At 48.4% G+C, this 20,846-nt stretch carries 15 protein-coding genes and 1 tRNA gene; 11 read left to right on the top strand and 5 right to left on the bottom strand.

Annotation, left to right across the window (positions count from 1 at the left end; all coding sequences use genetic code 11):
- Positions 1–37 precede the first annotated feature (37 nt).
- From HNV11_RS20820 to HNV11_RS20810, 3 genes are all read left to right on the top strand, one after another.
- Positions 38–3,391, top strand: coding sequence for a VCBS repeat-containing protein (locus HNV11_RS20820; protein WP_171741494.1), 3,354 nt, complete (start codon positions 38–40; stop codon positions 3,389–3,391).
- Between the two features lie 114 nt (positions 3,392–3,505).
- On the top strand, positions 3,506–4,861 hold the full coding sequence (locus tag HNV11_RS20815) for a vanadium-dependent haloperoxidase (RefSeq protein ID WP_171741493.1): 1,356 nt from the start codon (positions 3,506–3,508) through the stop codon (positions 4,859–4,861).
- A gap of 171 nt (positions 4,862–5,032) precedes the next feature.
- A complete protein-coding gene (locus HNV11_RS20810) occupies positions 5,033–5,764 on the top strand; it encodes a hypothetical protein (protein ID WP_240163609.1) in 732 nt (243 codons plus the stop codon).
- Positions 5,765–5,886: 122 nt separating this feature from the next.
- On the opposite strand, the gene HNV11_RS20805 is transcribed toward HNV11_RS20810, so the two are convergent.
- The 3 genes from HNV11_RS20805 to fabD form a co-directional block, all read right to left on the bottom strand.
- Entirely contained in the window at positions 5,887–6,579 is a 693-nt protein-coding gene (locus HNV11_RS20805; protein ID WP_171742265.1) for a TetR/AcrR family transcriptional regulator, read from the bottom strand.
- A 355-nt stretch (positions 6,580–6,934) separates the two neighbouring features.
- Positions 6,935–7,005, bottom strand: a tRNA-Gln gene (locus HNV11_RS20800).
- Positions 7,006–7,112: 107 nt separating this feature from the next.
- A complete protein-coding gene (gene fabD / locus HNV11_RS20795) occupies positions 7,113–7,988 on the bottom strand; it encodes an ACP S-malonyltransferase (protein WP_171741492.1) in 876 nt (291 codons plus the stop codon).
- A 417-nt stretch (positions 7,989–8,405) separates the two neighbouring features.
- On the opposite strand from fabD, the gene HNV11_RS20790 reads away from it, so the two are divergent.
- From HNV11_RS20790 to HNV11_RS20775, 4 genes are all read left to right on the top strand, one after another.
- The gene (locus tag HNV11_RS20790; RefSeq protein ID WP_171741491.1) at positions 8,406–9,101 is read left to right on the top strand and encodes a succinate dehydrogenase cytochrome b subunit; all 696 of its coding nucleotides are present in this window, start codon (positions 8,406–8,408) and stop codon (positions 9,099–9,101) included.
- Between the two features lie 86 nt (positions 9,102–9,187).
- Positions 9,188–11,125, top strand: a complete 1,938-nt coding sequence (locus tag HNV11_RS20785; RefSeq protein WP_171741490.1) for a fumarate reductase/succinate dehydrogenase flavoprotein subunit — start codon at positions 9,188–9,190, stop codon at positions 11,123–11,125.
- 76 nt (positions 11,126–11,201) lie between these two features.
- Positions 11,202–11,960: a succinate dehydrogenase/fumarate reductase iron-sulfur subunit gene (locus tag HNV11_RS20780; protein ID WP_171741489.1), complete on the top strand. Its 759-nt coding sequence runs from the start codon at positions 11,202–11,204 to the stop codon at positions 11,958–11,960.
- Positions 11,961–12,124: 164 nt separating this feature from the next.
- Positions 12,125–13,324, top strand: coding sequence for an MFS transporter (locus HNV11_RS20775; RefSeq protein ID WP_240163607.1), 1,200 nt, complete (start codon positions 12,125–12,127; stop codon positions 13,322–13,324).
- Between the two features lie 547 nt (positions 13,325–13,871).
- Here the strand turns inward: HNV11_RS20775 and HNV11_RS20770 are convergent.
- Positions 13,872–14,636 carry an IS5 family transposase gene (locus tag HNV11_RS20770; protein ID WP_171738357.1) on the bottom strand — a complete coding sequence of 255 codons (765 nt, stop codon included), beginning with the start codon at positions 14,634–14,636 and terminating at the stop codon, positions 13,872–13,874.
- A 544-nt stretch (positions 14,637–15,180) separates the two neighbouring features.
- Here HNV11_RS20770 and HNV11_RS20765 point away from each other — a divergent pair.
- The 4 genes from HNV11_RS20765 (at position 15,181) to HNV11_RS20750 (ending at position 18,034) form a co-directional block, all read left to right on the top strand.
- A complete protein-coding gene (locus tag HNV11_RS20765) occupies positions 15,181–15,579 on the top strand; it encodes a LytR/AlgR family response regulator transcription factor (RefSeq protein WP_171741488.1) in 399 nt (132 codons plus the stop codon).
- A gap of 70 nt (positions 15,580–15,649) precedes the next feature.
- Positions 15,650–15,943, top strand: coding sequence for a PAAR domain-containing protein (locus HNV11_RS20760; RefSeq protein ID WP_171741487.1), 294 nt, complete (start codon positions 15,650–15,652; stop codon positions 15,941–15,943).
- Between the two features lie 52 nt (positions 15,944–15,995).
- Entirely contained in the window at positions 15,996–16,874 is an 879-nt protein-coding gene (locus HNV11_RS20755; RefSeq protein WP_171741486.1) for a TssN family type VI secretion system protein, read from the top strand.
- Positions 16,875–16,879: 5 nt separating this feature from the next.
- Positions 16,880–18,034, top strand: a complete 1,155-nt coding sequence (locus HNV11_RS20750) for a hypothetical protein (RefSeq protein WP_171741485.1) — start codon at positions 16,880–16,882, stop codon at positions 18,032–18,034.
- Here HNV11_RS20750 and HNV11_RS20745 read toward each other — a convergent pair.
- Positions 17,928–20,747 (bottom strand): DUF6531 domain-containing protein, encoded by a 2,820-nt coding sequence (locus tag HNV11_RS20745; RefSeq protein WP_171741484.1) that lies wholly within the window; start codon positions 20,745–20,747, stop codon positions 17,928–17,930. The two genes, HNV11_RS20750 and HNV11_RS20745, sit on opposite strands and share 107 nt — an antisense overlap.
- Positions 20,748–20,846: the final 99 nt, after the last annotated feature.

The following is a 20,846-nucleotide window of genomic DNA, read 5'->3' as shown; positions in this document are numbered from 1 at the left end:
CAGCGCCTGTTCATACCCCGTCATTCATTTCGTATCCATGAAACGCATTGTTTTTTTAGCAGTCGCCTGTACACTGGTGCTGGCGGGTTGTAACTCGTTCAAATCCGAAAAACAACTGTTTGAAGTCCTCGATTCAACCAAAACGGGCGTAGGCTTTATCAATCACCTCCTACCGAGTGAAAAATTAAACATCCTTGATTATTTGTATTTCTACAATGGCGGGGGGGTGTCGGCGGGCGACATCAACAACGACGGACTTACGGATCTGTACTTTGTTTCCAATCAGGGCAAAAACAAGCTGTACCTGAACAAGGGAAATTTTAAGTTTGAGGACATTACCGCCAAAGCAGGTGTCGAAGGTTTTTCGGACTGGCAAACCGGCTCGACCATGGCCGACGTAAATGGCGACGGTTTCCTGGATATTTACGTGTGTGCAGTCGGTAACTTTCGGGGGCTGGAAGGAGCGAACGAGCTTTATATCAATAACGGCGACGGTACATTCACCGAAAAAGCCGCCGACTATGGCCTAGACTTTACGGGCTTTTCGACGCAGGCCGCTTTCTTCGATTACGACCACGATGGTGATCTGGACTGCTATCTGCTAAACCATGCCGTTCATACTTCCCGCAGTTACGACCGCGTAACGGCTCGTAATCTCCGCAACAATGAATCGGGCGATTATTTGTATGAAAGCCAGCTCATTACTAAAGCGGGCAAGGCACCAGCCGGGAAAATTGCCCGGTTCCTGAACGTAAGCGAAAAAGCGGGCATTTACGGGGCCGCCATGGGCTACGGGCTGGGAATTTCGGTAGCCGATCTGAACAACGATGGCTGGGAGGATTTATATGTCTCGAACGATTTCCACGAGGACGACTACTATTACGTCAATAATCAGAACGGCACCTTTACGGAGAGTGTCAGGAAGGCTTTCCAGCATACCAGCCGATTTTCAATGGGTAACGATGTCGCCGACGTAAACAACGATGGTTTTGCCGACGTGGTTACGCTCGACATGTATCCGGAAGACGAAGCTGTCGAAAAATCGTCGCTGGGTGAGGACCCGCTCGACATTTACCAGTACAAGCTGGCTTACGGCTACATGAATCAGTACAGCCGGAACTGTTTACAGCTCAGTCTGTCCGGGAAAAAATTCATGGATGTCGGTGCGATGGCGGGCGTTGCCGCAACCGACTGGAGCTGGTCGCCCCTGCTGGCTGACTACGATAACGATGGAGTAAAAGACCTGTTCATATCCAACGGGATAGTACACCGGCCTAATAATCTCGATTACGTCAAGTTTGCATCCGACGATTCGTTACGTTACGCTATGGAAACGTCGGCGGCACTCGACGAGCGAGCCATAAAGCTGATGCCTGCGGGTAAGGTGCACAACTATCTGTACCGGGGAACGTCCAGTCTGCGGTTTGAAGACAAGTCCGAAGCCTGGGGTTTTGAGACGCCATCGTTTTCAAATGGCGCCATCTATGCCGACCTCGATAACGATGGTGACCTCGACCTGGTAACGAATAACATCGATGATCCGGCCGGTCTGTATCGTAATCACGCCAATGAGTTTTTCCCTGATAATAAACACCTAAGCATTCGGCTGAAGGGCGTTGCGCCCAATACGTTTGGGGTAGGGGCAAAGGTGATTCTGAAGTACAAGGATTCGCTTCAGGTGCAGCAACTGATGCCGACCCGCGGGTTTGAATCGTCGGTAGCGCCGGAACTGCTGTTCGGACTGGGTAAACGGTCGGTGGTGGATTCGCTGATCGTTATCTGGCCCAATCAACAGATGGAGGTGCGGACAAACGTCAAAACCGGCCAGTTGCTTACCCTTCGGCAAACTGATGCCCGGCTCAGCGCAGCCAATTACCAGTACACCGCCCCAGCCTCACAGCCTTTGTTTACCGACGTAACGATGGCAGATTCGATACCGTACCGGCATCTGGAAAACAAACGGTTCTATGATTTTGTCCGCGAGCCGCTCATGCCGTTCCAGGTCTCGACTGAAGGGCCGCCTCTGGCAGTGGGCGATGTAAACGGCGATGGTTTGGAGGATATGTACCTGGGCGGGGCAAAATGGCAGCCGGGAAGGTTGGTAACGCAGCAGTCCGATGGCCGTTTTAAACCAACCGTTCAGCCTGCGTTTGTCAACGATTCGACCTACGAAGACGTGGACGCCCGGTTCTTCGATGCCGATGGCGATAAAGACCTGGACCTTTATGTCGTAACGGGAGGGAATGAATTTTACGATAAAATGATGGAACAGTTTGATCGCCTGTACCTGAATGATGGTAAAGGGAATTTCACCCGTTCGCTCAACGCCTTACCGCCGATGTACGACAACAAAAGCTGTGTTCGGCCGCAGGATATTGACGGCGATGGCGACCTCGATTTGTTTGTTGGCGGGCGCGTCGTTGGGTTTGCGTACGGTAAATCACCTAACTCTTACCTGCTGATGAACGATGGCAAAGGACACTTTACCGATCAGACGGATAAACTGGCAACCGGACTTCGAAAAGCAGGTATGATTACGGATGCTATCTGGGCAGATTATGACGGCGATAAGGATACCGATCTGATTCTGGTGGGCGACTGGATGCCGGTGCGCATTTTCGCTAACGATAAAGGTCGGTTTACGGAAGTAAAACCTATTACCGCCGATGATACACCACTCAGCGGCTTCTACCAACGGATTATAGCCGCCGATTTCGACCGGGATGGCGACCTGGACCTGATGGCGGCCAACCTGGGTACGAATACAAAACTGCGCAAATCGCCCGATTCGCAGCTTCGGATGTGGGTAAAGGATATCGACAATAACCAGAACGTTGAGCAGATCATCGCGTATAACCGGGGTAAAGACTGGTTTCCGCTGGCTTTTAAAGATGAACTGGGTAAGCAAATGCCCGGCATCATTAACAAGCGCTTTACGGACTACACCTCCTTTGCCGGCAAGCCATTGGATGAGATCCTGAAAACGGACGAACTGGAAAACTCCGAAGAGTTTACGGTTAACCAGTTCGCTTCGATTTACCTCGAAAATCAGGGCGGGAAGTTTGTCGTGAAAGAACTGCCCATGCTGGCGCAGGTAAGCAAACTGTTCGCGCTTTACCCGATGGACATTGATCACGATGGCGACCTCGACGTACTGGGTGGAGGCAATTTTTACGGGGCGAATACTTATCAGGGTCGTTACGATGCAGGATACGGGCTGGTGCTTCGTAATGATGGCAACGGGCAATTCACAGCCTTATCACCAGTTACGACTGGGTTTCTGCTGAATGGAGAGGTACGCGATATTTGTCCGGTCCGGACAGCACGGGGGCTTCTAATAGCGGTTGCACGTAACGGCGAAGCTGTGCAGTTGCTGCGTATGAATAAATAAGGATAAACGTTTTAGTGGATTTATCATCGAAAAGTCCGATAATTTCATTTAATTTTGTAAGAATAGATTTTGCGAAACAACCATCAACTTCTGCTTTAACCAGTCTCTTGCTTTATGAACTGTTCGTTTCGATTTAGTTGGCTCATTGCCCTGCTCCTGGTCAGCGTTGCTGGTTGCCGGAAGTCCGCAACACCGGCTGAATACAACGCCAAAGCTGCCAATCCCGAATACTACAACGCAGCCATTAACAAGCTGACGGAGGTGGTTATTCACGATATATTTTCGCCCCCGGTTGCCAGCCGGATATACGCCTACGCTAATCTGGCGGGTTACGAAGCCCTAGCGCCCTTTGATGCGCAATATGAATCGCTGGCGGGTAAATTAAAGCGCTTTCAGGCCGGACCGAAGCCGGAAGCGGGTAAAGAGTACTGCTTTCCGCTGGCCAGCACCCGCGCTTTTCTGACCGTGGCCCGCGCCCTGACGTTCACAGCGGATTTTTATGATGAATTCGAAAAGCCATTTTATGAGCAGTATAAAACGGATGGAGTTCCTGACGAAGTATATGAGCGCTCGATGGCCTACGGCGAAGCAATTGCCAAGCATGTTCTGGACTATGCCGCTAAAGATAATTACAAGCAGACGCGGGGGTTTAAACATACGGTGACGAATGAGGAAGGGACATGGGTGCCAACTCCTCCGGCCTATATGGATGCTGCTGAGCCACAATGGAACAAACTTCGCTGCTGGGCAATGGACACCTGTAATCAATTCATGCCGCCCCGGCCGCTTGCTTTTAGTCTCACAAAAGGAAGTCCTTACGAGCAGGAAGTTCAGGAAGTATACCAGATTGGTAAGCAATTAGACAAAAACCGACAGGATATCGCTTATTTCTGGGACGACAACTCATTTGTCATGAATGTAGCCGGCCACGTATCGTATGCCTCCAAGAAAATGACCCCCGGGGGGCATTGGCTGGCTATCGCGCAGACCGTGGCTCGCCAGAAAAAGCTGAGTATGCAGCAGACTGTTGAAGCATATGCCCTTACCTCGTTTGCTCTGACCGATGGGTTTATTTCCTGCTGGGATGAAAAATACCGGAGTAATATGGTCCGGCCCGAAACAGTCATCAATAAAATCTTCGATCCCAAATGGACGCCGTTTTTACAAACCCCTCCATTTCCGGAATACCCAAGCGGACACAGCGTTATTTCGGCCGCAGCAGCAACCGTGTTAACCAATTTGATTGGTGATAACATTGCCTTTACCGATTCAACCGAATTCAGGTATGGCCATGGTGTACGGTCGTTTAAATCATTTAATGATGCTGCCCGCGAAGCTGGTATCAGCCGGCTCTACGGTGGAATCCACTATCGGTCGGCACTGGTTAATGGGGCCCTGGAAGGCGAAAAAGTGGGCCAGTGGGTACTACAAAAAGTTCGTACCCGCAAGTCGGCAGTCGCGCAACAGTAAGCCTATACTAGTTTGTATTAAAGACCCAGGCAGACATAAAGTGCTTGGGTCTTTTTATGGTATTTTGGAGCCGAAGAAAATCAAAAGGGGTATTATTCACAAAATACCAATGTCCAGCAACATCTTCACTTTCTAGCGGTTGAATAGCTTCAGCTTCTTACAGCTATCGCTATGATGCAGCCTGGACAGTTACCTGCCTTCGGTATTACCTTCCTTTTTCTTCTCGGCTTATCAGAGCTGGTTTATGCTCAGCAAACCTACTTTAATGTGCCCTCATCCGATATCGTTGGGCAACATGAAGTAGCGGTTCAGCAACAGATCAATTTCGCCGACCTGTATCGTTCGGCAACTACAATTAATTATGGGTTAGGTAGAGAATGGGAAGTTGGTGCGAACCTGTATAACCTTAGTTACCAACCGGACGAACGACGGTTTGTTCGTAACGATTCAAGTCAGCAGAAAGCGTTCGGGCCGCTGTTACTGCTCAATACACAGAAAGCTTTCGACCTGAACGAACACCTAGAAGTGGCCATTGGGGCACAGGGTGGTCTGAATTTAACTCCTACGACCCGACCGAAGCTGGTAGGCTACCTTTACATCCATGTGGCCGGCTCATTACATGATGAACACTATAACTGGTCCTTAGGCGGATATACCGCTAATCCTCGTTATCTGGGTGAGGGTCCCAAGACGGGTTTTCAGGCGGGGTTTGATGCCGGGATTTTTTACCAGAAGTTTCATTTGCTGGGCGACTGGATTTCGGGAACGCACGATTTGGGGCAACTTGTGCTAGGCGCGGAGGTATACTTGGGTAAGCATTTGCCATTAGCCATTGGATGGCAGCGCTCTAATCGGGATGGCGCTCAGGCAGTAGTGGTTCAGCTAACTTATAACCCCGAGTAACAATTTCGCGAACTATGATTAACAATAAGCGCAACAGGCCGTAACTTATGAGTATCTCGCCTATAGAAGGCTAACCTCATAAATTACGGCCTGTTAGTATAGAGTCGGTCTTCAGCGAAAGCTCACCATTGAGCCATCGGTAGATGAGCCGATTGCAGTTCCAGCTGAACTTCTTTCGACTGAATAGCCATTTTATTGAGAGCAATGTAAATTGCTTTAACAGCGTTCTCAATCCGTTTCCAGCCTTCTTCGCTCCGTAAATCAATGCTGATCATAGTACGGTCGTTCTGGGCCAGAATAGTCAGGTAGCTCATTGCACCCAGAATGATCGCTGATATGGCTTGAGTATCCGCTCCTTTCACGAAGGAAAGTTGCTCAACCAGCCGCGTCATTTCTTCGTCCTGAGCTCTTGCAGTTGTTTCTGCAATTGAATCGTTCTCAATAACGCTTGCTTTCAGAATCTCACGGGCTGCCTTAAACGTACGGAAATACCGGTACGTTTGAATAACCTGCCGATACCAGATCCGGGCTACGTCTGAATCATGCAATGGCCGAATTTGATCCAATACAGCGGGATTAAACACCGGGAAGAGTTTTCCCATCTTGACGTAATATTCAAGTAAGCCTTCCATACCGCCGAAATAACGGTAAATAAGCACCTTACTGACATTTGCTTTTTCAGCCACGCGGTTCACACCCACACCTTCCAGTCCACGCTCAGCAATAACTTCTTCCAATGCTTCGACGATGCGCTGGGTGGTTTTGGCGCGATTCCGTCTGACCTTTTCGTCTTTCTCCATGTATTTGAAATGCATTAAAATCCAAAAGATTACAATTGTCTGACGTAAACCTGCGTAGACGGTCACATTAGCACTATCTGACTCTCCAAAGCAGAGCATGTCTGCCAGTTAATCAACTTAAACGCTACTGGAAATTAATTGTTTTTGTAAAAAACGGTCTTACTAATAAACGATCGTTGCATCCAAAAAGTCTCTGGCATGCACAAACTGGTAAGTTTATGTCACTCTGTATGACTTTTTTAGCAAAGGAAGTTATTTTTGTGTAGTTACCAAAGAAACGACACTGAATGTTATCGAAAATTTATTATAATATTAAGATTTAATTTGTTTTTAATGAAAAAAGCCGCTCAGCTAAGCTGAGCGGCTTAAGTTGCCCGAGAAGGATTCGAACCTCCACAAACAGAACCAAAATCTGTCGTCCTACCCTTAGACGATCGGGCAATTGCGAGTGCAAATATAGCAGGCTTGATGGGTCAAAAACAAGTCAAAGCCTTAAAAAAATATAACTCGCTGAGCATTTAACGGCGTTTTTCGCTGAAAATCAGCAATTAGACCGTTGCAACTCCAATTGTTGAAATAATCTTTTTTACCAGTCCCTGCAACACTTTTCCGGGTCCGCACTCAATAAATTCAGTGGCTCCAGCGGCAGCCATGTTCTCAACCGACTGTGTCCAGCGGACAGGAGCCGTGAGTTGCGCAATCAGATTTTCTTTGATGGTAGCCGGAGATGTAACTGCCTGCGCGCTGACATTCTGGTAAACTGGACAACGAGGTGCGTTAAAGCCGGTTGTTTCAACGGCCTCCGCAAACTGCGTCCGGGCTGGTTCCATAAAGGGCGAATGAAACGCGCCACTTACCTGCAAAGGTATGATGCGCTTGGCACCAGCCTCCTTCAGGCCTTCGCTTGCCAGCCGGATTCCTTCCAGGCTTCCCGAAATAACAACCTGGCCGGGACTATTGTAGTTGGCCGGGATAATGATCTCATCCTCAATTTTCGCGCATATGCGTTCGATAACCTCATCGGCTAAACCCAGCACAGCTGCCATCCCTGAAGGAGCCAGTTCACAGGCTTGCTGCATGGCGGTTGCCCGGATTGAGGCCAGGCGAAGCCCATCTTCAAACGACAGCACCCCAGCGGCCGTCAAGGCTGACAATTCACCAAGGGAGTGACCCGCTACCATATCAGGAGCAAATGTCTCAGTTGTGAGCGCTAAGGCCACTCCATGTAGGAATACGGCGGGCTGCGTATAAATGGTTTGCTTCAGCTCCTCCTCAGTTCCTTCAAACATGATGCGGGTTAAGTCGTAGCCTACTATCTGATTGGCCTGATCGAACAGTTGACGGGCGGCTACAGAATGTTGATAGAGCTCAAGTCCCATGCCCCGAAATTGAGAGCCTTGGCCAGGAAATACGTATGCTTTCATATGCTGAAACGCTGACAGACAGGTTTTAAGTAAATACGCGCGTTGATGAGTTAGAATTGTTGCAAAATAAAGCCACGTTTTGCACTTATTCAAGAAATAATCATTCTGGCTAGTTAACTGGCTGTTATAGAGTTTCTTAGTATATAAGGGATATTGCCCTCCTTTGTTTGAAAATTAGGTATTGGACCGAGGTAAAAGCTGTATAGCGCTTATGGGCTTAACTAAACAAAAACTGGGAACAGCCCGTTACGAAAACCTGTTGGTTTGTGGGATTTCTTCAGCTGGTAAATTAGACGGAAACACGGTGAAAGTAGACTATAACCTTGTTTGCATCGGGTTTGTGGCTTAGTTTTGATGCGCCGTTTAAAACGGCTTTTTTTCAACCGTTTACCATTAAATTTTCGTGTCGTCTACCATATGGCTTGGGTAACACAAACACTATCCAGCTCCCTCGGTCGCAAGGTTATCATGTCGCTGACGGGACTTTTTTTAAGTTCGTTTTTGATCGTTCATATGGCTGGTAACCTACAGCTATTCAAGGGCGATAACGGGCGGGCGTTTAACGAGTACACGTACTTTATGACGCACAATCCGCTCATCATTACCATCTCATACCTGCTCTACACCTCTATTCTGGTGCACGCGCTGATGGCTTTGGTTCTAACGCGCCACAATCAGGCTTCGCGTCCGGTTAAGTATGCGTACAGTCACCCGGAAGCGAACAGCCCGTGGTCGTCGCGAAACATGGGGATTCTGGGCACAATTGTCCTGGTGTTTATTGTTATCCATATGCGTACGTTCTGGTACGAGATGCACTTTGGCGCAGTGCCCATGGCTGAATACGATGGCAAACAATACAAAGATCTGTATGCGGTCGTGAAGGAAGCTTTCTCGCAGTGGTGGTACGTTCTGATTTATGTAATATCGATGGTGGCAATGGGTTATCACCTGGCACATGGATTCCAAAGCGGCTTTCAGTCGCTGGGTATTCGCCACCCAAAATACACTCCTCTTATTGAGAACATTGGCCGGTATTTTTTTGCAGTTCTTATTCCTGCTGCATTTGCGGCCATGCCGGTTTACATATTTTTGAAAGTTCACGGGATACTATAAAGAGTATATGAGCAGATCGGTGAATAGCGGCTCAGACGTATGCACTTCTTCGCTCATATACTCCTTCACTCTTTCTCAAGTAGATTATGAACCTGGATTCAAAGATTCCCGAGGGTCCGTTAGCCGAAAAATGGGCACGGCATAAATTCGCCTTGAAGCTGGTTAACCCGGCGAACAAGCGTAAGTACGATATAATTGTTGTTGGCACGGGCTTAGCCGGGGCTTCAGCGGCTGCGTCGCTGGCTGAGCTGGGCTATAACGTGAAAGCGTTTACGTTCCATGATAGTCCCCGCCGGGCGCACTCTATTGCGGCTCAGGGTGGTATCAATGCTGCTAAAAACTACCAGAACGACGGCGACAGCGTGTTTCGGTTGTTTTACGATACAATTAAAGGGGGTGATTACCGCGCTCGCGAAGGCAACGTTTATCGCCTGGCTGAGGTCAGTGTCAATATCATTGACCAGTGCGTGGCGCAGGGCGTTCCGTTTGCTCGCGAATATGGTGGGCTACTGGCCAACCGTTCGTTTGGTGGCGCGCAGGTGTCGCGAACATTCTATGCCCGGGGTCAGACCGGTCAGCAGCTGCTGCTGGGCGCTTACCATGCCTTGAGCCGACAAGTGGCTACGGGTAAGGTAAAACTCATCACCCGGACCGAAATGCTTGACCTTGTTGTGGTCGATGGCAAAGCGCGCGGCATTATAACCCGCAACCTGATTACGGGTAAAATAGAATCGCATTCGGCTCATGCCGTGCTGCTCTGTACGGGTGGCTACGGTAACGTCTTCTATCTGTCGACAAATGCGATGAACTCCAATGCAACGGCAGCCTGGCGGGCGCACAAGAAAGGTGCGCTGTTTAGTAACCCCTGTTATACGCAGATTCACCCGACGTGTATACCGGTAAAAGGGGATTATCAGTCCAAGCTGACACTGATGTCGGAGTCGCTGCGGAATGACGGACGCGTATGGGTTCCCAAGAATAAAGAAGACGCTGAGCTAATTCGGACGGGGAAGAAAAAGGCAAATGACATTGCTGAAAACGACCGGGATTATTTCCTTGAGCGCCGGTACCCCTCTTTTGGTAACCTGGTGCCGCGCGACGTTGCGTCGCGGAACGCCAAGTATGTCTGCGATGAAGGGCGGGGTGTAGCTTCGACAGGGCTTGCCGTTTATCTGGATTTTGCGGATGCCATTAAACGCGATGGCCGCAAGACGATTGAAGCTAAATACGGGAACCTGTTCGAAATGTATGAAAAAATCATTGGCGATAATCCATACGAAACGCCAATGATGATTTACCCGGCTGTTCACTATACAATGGGTGGCCTGTGGGTTGATTACAATCTGATGACGACCATTCCGGGGCTGTATGCCATGGGCGAAGCAAACTTCTCCGATCACGGCGCCAACCGCCTGGGGGCATCGGCTCTGATGCAGGGGCTGGCAGATGGCTACTTCGTGATTCCCTATACCGTTGGGGATTATCTGGCAACGATTGGTCCGGCGGATAAACTGCCCGAAAGCCATCCGGCATTCAAGGAGGCTGAGGAGCGTATTCATGAGATGAATAACCGGCTGCTGTCTATCAAGGGCGATAAAACCGTCGATGATTTTCACAAGGCATTAGGCCACATTATGTGGGATTACTGCGGAATGTCACGTAATGCAGAGGGTCTGAAGAAAGCCAAGGGCATGATTCAGGACTTGCGTAAGGAGTTCTGGACGAACGTTCGGGTGATGGGCGATGCTGAAGAAATGAACCAGTCGCTCGAACATGCCGGACGAGTGGCCGATTTTCTGGAGCTCGGCGAGCTGATGGTAGATGATGCTCTGAACCGGAATGAGTCCTGCGGTGGTCACTTCCGGGAGGAATACCAGACGGAAGAGGGCGAAGCGCTGCGCGATGATGCCAACTACACCTATGTAGCGGCCTGGGAGTACACGGGTGATAACCAAGCAGAAATCTTACATAAAGAGAACCTGGAGTTTGAAAACGTGAAGCTGACGCAGCGGAGCTATAAATAAGCCTTGTTAGGTTTAGGGAGTGGCTGAGTAATCAACTGAGCACTCCGTAACGCAGCAAGCTTACAACCTTTAGAAGATGAAGATCACACTGAAAGTCTGGAGACAGAAAAATAATGATACCCCCGGCAAGCTGGTTGAATATCAACTTGATAAGATATCGCCGGATATGTCGTTTCTGGAAATGTTTGACGTGCTGAACGGCGAACTGACCAAAAAAGGCGAGGAAATTATTGCATTTGACCACGACTGCCGCGAAGGCATCTGTGGCTCCTGCAGTATGTATATTAATGGCCGGGCGCATGGCCCGCAAACTGGCGCCACAACCTGCCAGTTGCATATGCGTTCGTTTAATGATGGGGATACGATTGTTGTTGAACCGTGGCGGGCACGCGCATTCCCGATCATTAAAGACCTGATTGTTGATCGTACAGCTTTTGACCGGGTGGCACAGGCCGGCGGCTATATCTCGGTGAACACCGGCTCGGCTCCTGACGCTAACGAAATCCCAATTCCACGTAACGTTGCCGACGAGGCCATGGACGCTGCTCAGTGTATCGCCTGTGGGGCCTGCGTAGCGGCCTGCAAAAACGCATCGGCGATGCTGTACGTCGCGGCTAAGGTCTCGCACTTTGCGGTTCTGCCGCAGGGGCAGGCCGAGCGCCAGCAGCGGGCCGAGCGGATGGTTGCTCAGATGGACGTCGAAGGATTTGGTGCCTGCTCATTTACGGGTGCGTGTTCGGTAGAGTGCCCCAAGTCAATTTCGCTCGACCATATTGCCCGCATGAACCGTGAGTACTTAGGTGCTAAGCTGACGTCGGACAACGTGCAGGGCTAAAGCTGTTATAGGTATTGGTATGCTAAAGGCCCTTTCATGAAAGGGCCTTTAGCATTTGTATTAAGGAGTACCAGTTAACACGACGCTATTTGTTTTAGCCGATATAGCGTACGCTTGAACGTAGCTGGCTATTGCCACAGAATAAACAAAAATGGCCCTGCAGTATGAAGATAGGATTGGTAATGCCAACAGAACAGGTATTAAAGGCCCGATTAGCTACTAAATTAATTTTTCTGGTTTGCGGTTTGGGCATGGCTAGCTGGGCTCCGATGGTTCCCTCTGCTAAAGATCGTTTAGCTCTAAACGATGCTAGTCTGGGCTTGTTACTATTATTGCTAGGTGCCGGGGCTATGCTGATGATGCCTATTTCGGGTTTGCTGGTGAGTCGTTTCGGGAGTCGCCTGATCATGGCCTGTGCTTCGCTAATCATGGCGCTTGCCCTGCCGTTGCTCCTGTTGCTCTCCTCTACAGCAACTATGGCGATAACCCTCTTTATATTTGGTTCGGCTATCGGTGCCATTGACGTAGCTATGAACTCGCATGGCGTACAAGTGCAGAACGTATACGGAAGTCCCATTATGTCGTCTCTGCACGGTCTCTTTAGTGTAGGGGGACTACTTGGTTCACTGGGCTTAGGTTTTTTAATTAAGATGGGTCTCAACCCCCTCTACGCTATAATGGGTATTGCTGCGCTAATGATCCTCATTACGCTGACCCAGTACAGGTATTTATTCTCTGCTGAAGTCGAGCGGCAAGTTATGGTCAGGTTTTCTACCCGAGATGAGAAGCCAACAGAAAGTAAGCAGCGATTCAAGTGGATGCATGGTAGTGTAGTGTTCCTGGGGATTATGTGCTTTGCCGTTTTTTTAGCAGAAGGCGCTATCCTTGACTGGAGTGCCGTCTTTTTGCGGGATATAAAAGGAATTGATGCAACCCTTGCTGGAGCGGGCTACGCAGCTTTTTCGGTAGCCATGGCGATAATGCGATTGGTAGGCGATAAGCTCGTAGCACGCCTGACTGGTAAAATGGTCGTAGTGGGGGGCAGTTTACTTGGCGCAGTCGGCTTACTAATCGCTGTTATGAGTCCCTGGGTATGGGGGGGACTGGTTGGCTTTGTGTTGCTGGGCTTAGGGGTAGCCAACGTTGTTCCCCTATTTTTCAGCGCAGCTGCTGGGTTGCCTGGTATTGCGCCAACCGTAAGTATACCAGCTATTACAACCATCGGCTACACCGGTCTTCTTGCTGGTCCGGCTTTACTGGGGTTTATAGCCTACCATTTTTCCCTCTCTGTGGCGCTGGGTTTCGTAGCCCTGCTATTACTGTTAGTGGCGCTGGGGTATCAATTAAAAGGACAGGCCAGCTAAATTGATGCGCCGAGGTTTCTAATAATACAAAGACCCCCGGCAACAGCTAAAGCAGAGTTGATCCGCTCAATAAAAGGTTTTCTTCCAGTGCGGGCGCTTGACTGTATCTTCAATAATTGCCACCCTAAAAGCAATTAGAGACTCATTCCTATCAGTCATGAAACGCAGAACATTTATTTAGGCTACTTTAGTGACGGCACCTTTGCCGACGGTTAGTAACCTGATAAAGCTTCTTAATGACATCCTGATGCATTTGTTTATCTAATCAAAAATCTGCCACCAGTTTCCAATTGCTGTTTCTCTCCCTCAAATTGGCGCAACCGACGCAGTTCGGCAATACCTGAACAACCGTACTTTTACGGTCCACCGGCGCGGTTCCGGTTTTAGTCCAACGTAGCGCAAAGACCATTTGCACTTAAGTGTACCTCAAGACGATCAATCAGTGATAAAGTACCATAAATCGCACGAATTCATTACTTCAGATTAGTTTAGTGGGGCAGGTCACTTATACTAGCTAAGAATGTGTTTGGGAATTATCTTTTGCCATTCAAATGATCCGTTGCAATATAATCTGAATGTTGGCTAAGTACAGCCAGCAAACCGAAGATGATATCGTGTATTCATAATCTTTGACAATCCTTCGAAAGTGATTCGTCCAAGCAATGGTCCGTTCCACTACCCACCGTTTGGCTACGGGTACAAAGCCCAGAGTTGATTCAGGACGAGACGCTTTTTCAAAATCAAGGCTCCATCTAGCCAACTCTTGAGCGAAGACGCCATTATAAGATTGATCACCGTAGACTTTCTCCAAACGCTCTCCAACTAGCCATAGTAAGTCACTGACCATCGATACGGCTGAAGGGCCATCCGCTTGATTAGCAGAATGGACATCTGCTAGCCATAGACGCCCTTGGGTGTCAACGATGAGTTGCCTTTTTCGGCCATTCACTCGTTTATTCGCGTCGAGACCTCGGTTCTCCCAAATCATCGGAGCCAACTTAACACTTTGTGAATCAATACATACTGCAGATGGATATGCTTCTTTACCGACCCGCTTACGGTCAAGTTGATTTAAGGCCAGATTGATTCGACCAAAAGTACCATCCTGTTTCCAACGTCTAAAATAGTAATAGACGGTTTGCCAATTAGGCCACTCGGTAGGCAGATTGCGCCATTGGCATCCTGTGCGTAGCAGCCACAAAATACTGTTAACAATCTGTCGCAAATCATGAGTCCGCTGACGATCAAGTGGTAAAAAAGGAGAAATTGCATCCCACTGGGCGTCGGTCAGTGGCTTCCACTGTTTGGTCATTGCTTTGCATCTTGGTCGATACAAAAATGACTCGACGCTCAGCCTTTAACAATTCCCAAACAGCTTCTAATAGTATGAGTAGATTAAGTAATAATTGTGTTTTTTGATTAAGTTTATTATCTCATGACACGGTACTAAAGTAATAAGTTTCATATTGTTATCTATCTCTATATCATCTATTATTATGAGACAAACTACTGGCATTGCCGTTTTTCGTTAGCGCAAGGGGGCTCTCAAGCGCAAATTACTGTACTAATCTTTTCTACCAATCTTTTTCGCTTGTCATCGATTGAGGTAAGGTAGATAGAGGTACATTTTAGCCCACCTTTTTTAATCTGAACTATTTATTTATCGCTGGCTGCTCGGATCTGATCGACTTAAGGCTCAACAACTAAGGGTAATCCAGAGCTTATATAACTTGGCGATAGTATATAAATGATCTTTGCCTGTTTTATTCATCTTTAATTTAGAATTACACGATTCTCTCATACAATATTACGTTATAGTTTATCATTAGTTTCCTCTCTTTTAACTTAAATTTATTATGAGAACATTAGCTATTCACCAAGAACATCTAACCCTCCCCACATCTAGTAACATTTCATTATTGCGAGTTAATGATGCTAAAGTTGGCTGGCAGAATAAACCAGTAAGTGAACTAATTATGATAAAAGGAGTACGTGGTTATAGCTGGCTATACTGGAGCGACGGCAGCAGACAGATTATGGCATACACTATTAAACATTATGCCGATCAGCTACCAGAAGATGAGTTTGTAAGAGTGCACCAAAATTATGTTATCAATCAGAAGTTCGTCCGAAAAATGCAGTTAACTCACCGTGGGCCAATACTGCGATTAGCCTGTGGTACCGAAATTGTTGTATCCCGGCGTCGATGGACAATGGTAAAAAAAAAGTTTCACCAACTTATCGTAAGTGTTTAGTCGCTTGAAATGCCGTACCCAGACTTTATTGATTTGACATTTTAATTTATATCTAACTCTTAATTTAGCTATGCCACCTGCAGCCCGTCTTACTGACATGCACACATGTCCGCAGATGTCACCTGGACCAGTCCCACATGTGGGTGGCCCGATTGCTGGTCCTGGTTGTCCAACCGTTATGATTGGAAATTTACCAGCGGCTCGCGTCGGTGATACACTAGTCTGCGTTGGTCCGCCTGATTCAATTGTTAAAGGTTCGGCAACCGTTCTAATTGGCGGGGCACCAGCGGCCCGTCTAGGAGATATGACGGCGCATGGCGGGACGATTATAGTTGGTTTTCCCACTGTAGTGATTGGTGGTTAAGGCAAACCTCAGGACCATATGAAAATGCTCCCAACCTATTGTCACAAATCATATGCTTCCTATTACGTCTTTTCTTGTCAGTTATTTGCTGCTGTTGTTGCTGACAGTGGGGATGCTCATTGCAACAGTATGGCTGAACCAGAAGCATACCCTGATGAGCACCAAACGATTGCTACTGATAGTACTGATTGGTGCTCTAATCCTAACCGTTCCGGGTGGGTTTGGGTTGATCGGCCTGCAATTTATACCGATTTATTACATCATTGTGCAAATCATTAGCTTGCTGTTGGGTGTCGTATTTTTGAACAGGATATTGACCGATATGGGCCCATCGTTTAAAATTAAGCCCTGGTTTGTATTATTTCTAACCGGCAGCGTGTTAGGTTTTGGCGTACTGTTATTTACACCTCTGTTCAACTATCTGAGTAACATACAGTATGGTAGTACCCAATACGACCTGTGGGCGTCTACAAGTCTGTTACCAGTCTGCCTGCCAATACTATTTGCATACACGTTTAACGCAATGACGGAGGTACCTAACGAGATTTACAAACTTTGGTACTACCCACGTCATTCGGGGGCGACTGTTATGGAAGACGCTGATTATTATCGGCTTATGTTGCTAGAGGTACAAGTACATAAACACCCAAGTCAGAAAGAACCTCCTATAAAGGTAAAAGCTCGTACGACGGGCGACTTACCATTTGGTCTGTGGTTTCAAAAATTTATTGATGACTATAATTACAAATTCCCGAATGATCCCATTCAAATATTTGACGACACAGCACACGAGTACGGCTGGCTATTCTACAGCATCAAACCGTCGTTATTCCGATTGCGTTCGTATATTGATTTTGAACAGACTATCGCCCAGAACAAATTGCAGGAGAACTCTCTAATCGTTGCCAAGCGTGTCGAAGAAATTAGCTAATCCATATGCTTTTCCCCAAGAGTTACCTGCCTATCAATTGGGCTGACGGCATGAAGCTGTCGCAGCAGCACTTTGTTGAGACTGATAATTACGTCCAGGATTTGGTACGTGACGCGACCTCGCTGTTCTTGACTAGTTATAATTATGGGTTATTGCCTCCTGTGCGGGGAAATCCGGTTTCGCATGAGTTTGATCTGCTTGAGAAAAACAGTAACCATGTAGAGATACGGCTCTACCGTTGCAACGCTATTACGCAGGGTGGCTGCCGCATTGCTATTAATCCCGATGTGCTGAAATATACAATATTAACAGCTTCATTCTCGGTCAGCCAGCAACACGATGAGCAGTATCGACCGGATTATGAAATTGTACTCGTCGTCAATCCGTTTGAGAAAGTACCAGTGGGTAACCCCGATCCAAATGAATCTCCACTGCGGCACCCCTACACTGAGTATGCCTATCAGCTTATGGTAGTAATTTCGCAGCAGGTTAATGCTGACGATCTGGGGCGACATCACCTGATCATCGGTAAAGCTGTGTATCAGGAAGGGCACTATGTGATCGATAGCCAGTACATTCCGCCCTGCGCATCAATTGCCAGCCACCATCGCCTGATTCAATATTACAAAAATTTTGGCTGGGGCCTTAACGAGATTCAGGTCAGCTCATTCAAGATCATACGTAAGGTTTATGATCAGTCACTGCCGTCGGACATTGCCCGTAATGTACAGATACTATGTACACGTATTCTGGACTACCTTGGTACAGTTTTTTTCAACTACCGTAACCTTGATCATCAGCATCCCCCTGTGTTTTTGGTGGGTTATTTCGCTAACCTGACCAGCATTATCTATACGGCCCTTTATTGTTTACCGACACGCCAAAAAGAAGAATTGCTGCACTATTTTTACGAATGGACAGACGTGACGCCAGGGCAATTTGAGGAGCTATTGCTACGCTTGCTCGAGCACGACTATAATCACCACCAGATTGGCGGATCAATGATGATTATCGAGCAATTCTTAGGCGTATTCACCAAACTCTGGAATAAGCTTAGTACACTCGAATACATCGGGCAGCGGAAAGATACGATTCTGGTGCGTGAGGAGGCTCCCGTACAACTCGCGCCCACCCGGCGGGGCTGGAATATTCTGGACTAAGGGGCAAACCTGTGTCGACGTCGTAGTATAGAAAATCAGCGTAAACCAGCCCGGCCTCTGGTACATTGAATTGACCAGGACCAATGTACGAATGCCAGTGATTGGGACCAGCCAGCCCGTATTTTTTGCCAAATAGACACCAGCCGTATTCCCAGACGAGTTCGCCTGACGGCTTGTGCATTGATAAAGGCTGGCCCATGTCGTTGCATACAACGCTGTAAACTTGTTCGTTGACCTCAAGCATAACGGGTGTAAGCCCTTCTGCCATGTACCACGTCAACTGCACGGGATCACTGTTTCCCAACTGATGCCATTCGCGCGCCAGTCGGCGACCATCCCATGCCCAGCGAACTGTACGGTCTCCCGTCATTTGCTCTATTCGTCGACCCAGTGCATCATAGCTAAACGAAATATTCTGCTTATCAGGTCGCACTACGCGCTCCAGTAACCCTGACTGGTGCCAGTGAAAATGCCAAATCCGTCCGGCAACTTGTTTCTCACGCAGGTAGCCCTCTGTGTCGTAATAAAACCGCATCCCTCCTACGGAAATCTGCTGCCAGCCAAGTTGGGCTATATCGAGCGCGGGGCGAAGTAAACGTTGCTGATAAGCGTGTCGATCCGCTACCCACCGCTCGATCCAGCCTGCAGAACAAACTGCTTCAACCACTTCTCCCGCTTTATCGTACCGCAGCTCGACCGTACCGAAACGATTATCCTGTACCCGAACAGGTTGAGATCTAACCCAGCTATACGTCTGAAACCGGCCCGCCTGCAACTGACTGTCCCAATAAATTGACTGACTAACCGGGCGTGTTCCGGCATCGTACTGTCGTCTACTACGTAACCCGCCCGGCCACAGTTGCTCGATAGGCCGTCCTTGTCGATCATACGTAATTACAAAAGATCCGGCAGAGTACGTTATCCGGCTTAACTGCATCCGCACATCGTATTCATACAGGACAGGAGACTGGCTCGACGATTGTTGACTAACACGGTTTCCTGTCTGGCCATACTCAGTTTGGATCGTATACAGATTCGCGATTTCTAGCAAAACTCGTCCCTGTGTATCTCGTTCGAACCGTACCTGTGTCGTAGGAGATGTCGCTTCAATCAGCCAGCCGTCAGGGCGGTAGGTATAGTGAAACCAACTTCCATCGTCAAACAGCACTTCGGTCAGCCGGCCGGCCGCGTCATAATGGAAACGAGACGACAACCCATCCGAACGTCCATATTCACGAATAGCACCAGACACATCGCGAATAAACAGCCAGTTAAGCCGATCACGTCGTAGTCGAATCAGCAGCCCATCTGCATCATAAACTGGCTGGTATGGGTTAGGTAACGATGTTTTAGGCGGTTCTATCAAAGCTGGATCAACTGGGTACAAAGGCTTATCCTGCGTCGACAAACGAGCGAACGTAAGTCGTCCAAGCACGTCATATGTCCAAGTCGTCTGCCTGGTTGCGGTAATCTGCCGGATCGGATTAGATGATGCATCGTAATCCCATTCCACTAATTGCCCATTAATTTGCCGCCTAATGAGCAGCCCTACTGAATTATAAGAAAAACCAGTTTCGGCGCCAGCCGGATCGATGCACGACAGCAATCGCCCAGCCTGGTCGTAGGACCACTGCCAAACTCCACCGGCCCGGTCAGTCAGGGTGCGTAGCTGATTACTGTCATCGTATGTCATGACTATCGTCCCCCCATCGGGCCAGGAGGCTTGCGTCAGGTTACCTCGAGCATCGTAAGAAAAAAAAGTTGTATTGCCTTGGGGCCCCTGCTCGCTTAATAGTTCGTTGTATTCATTATGAAACCAGATACGCTGTCGACCTTCGGCGCTCATAAATTGCTGGACAGTACCTGCTTCATGAATATACTGCCGATTATTTCCGGCTTCATCAGTAATCAGTGTGCGTCCTTCGTCAACAAAATAGCGAAACTGCCTAACGTAACGCTCTACTTCCTGCCGGACTTCAGTACACCGAAACTGGTTGTCAATTTTTGCATAACTGAAGAAAATCTCTCTGCGTAGGACGTCACTCAGACGGACGATACGTTGCTGCCTATAGTGATACTGGATCGTGTGGCGGTCTGTTACAGCGGCTTCAATCAAATTATGTTCATCGTCATAACGATATAAAACTAATGTCAGGCGTTGCTGCGTGGTGTCGGTTGCCATTAGGGTTAACTGGTTGATAAACCCATGCGCGTTGGTTGTCACCTCAATTATGCGCTGACCACTATCGCTAACCCGTATTAAGTGGCCTAATTGATTGTACGAAAGCTGAATACAGTATGCTACCCCCGCCTGCTCGATGGCTACCAGACGGAACGAGCTCCCGCTGGAGCTAGCAGCGAACCTGTAGCGCAGCCCGTCGGCCTGTTGAAGTCGGTAGCCAAGCGCATCGCGATCGAGCCGGAATTTTTCATATCGATTGAGTGACGATTCACCATCCATCAGCAGCGGAAATACCACAGCCCGGTTATCGGGAGTACGAATGACGACCTGCCGACTCCGCTGATCTTCCAGCAACACATAATCGTACGAATGTCGCCAGCCGTTACCCACCGACCCGCCCGCTAAGTAATTGGATCGCCAGATCCGCCCCCAACAAAATGGTACCGGTCCGGAAGTGGTAACATCAGTTACAGAAAGGACAACTTCACCCGTCGCTACATCAACGGCCCGGCCATCGAGTGTTCGGTGCATAGTAGGTAGCGTCTGGTAGTCAGTGACTGTTAGGTCGATCTGGTTTAATAATTCTTCTAACTGGACGGCCGTGTTACTTTCGGCTGGTAGAGCCCGGGT

It is taken from the genome of Spirosoma taeanense, assembly GCF_013127955.1.
Lineage (GTDB): Bacteria > Bacteroidota > Bacteroidia > Cytophagales > Spirosomataceae > Spirosoma > Spirosoma taeanense.
The sequence above is the reverse complement of the archived record's forward strand: the minus strand, read 5'-3'. Positions and strand labels throughout refer to the sequence as shown.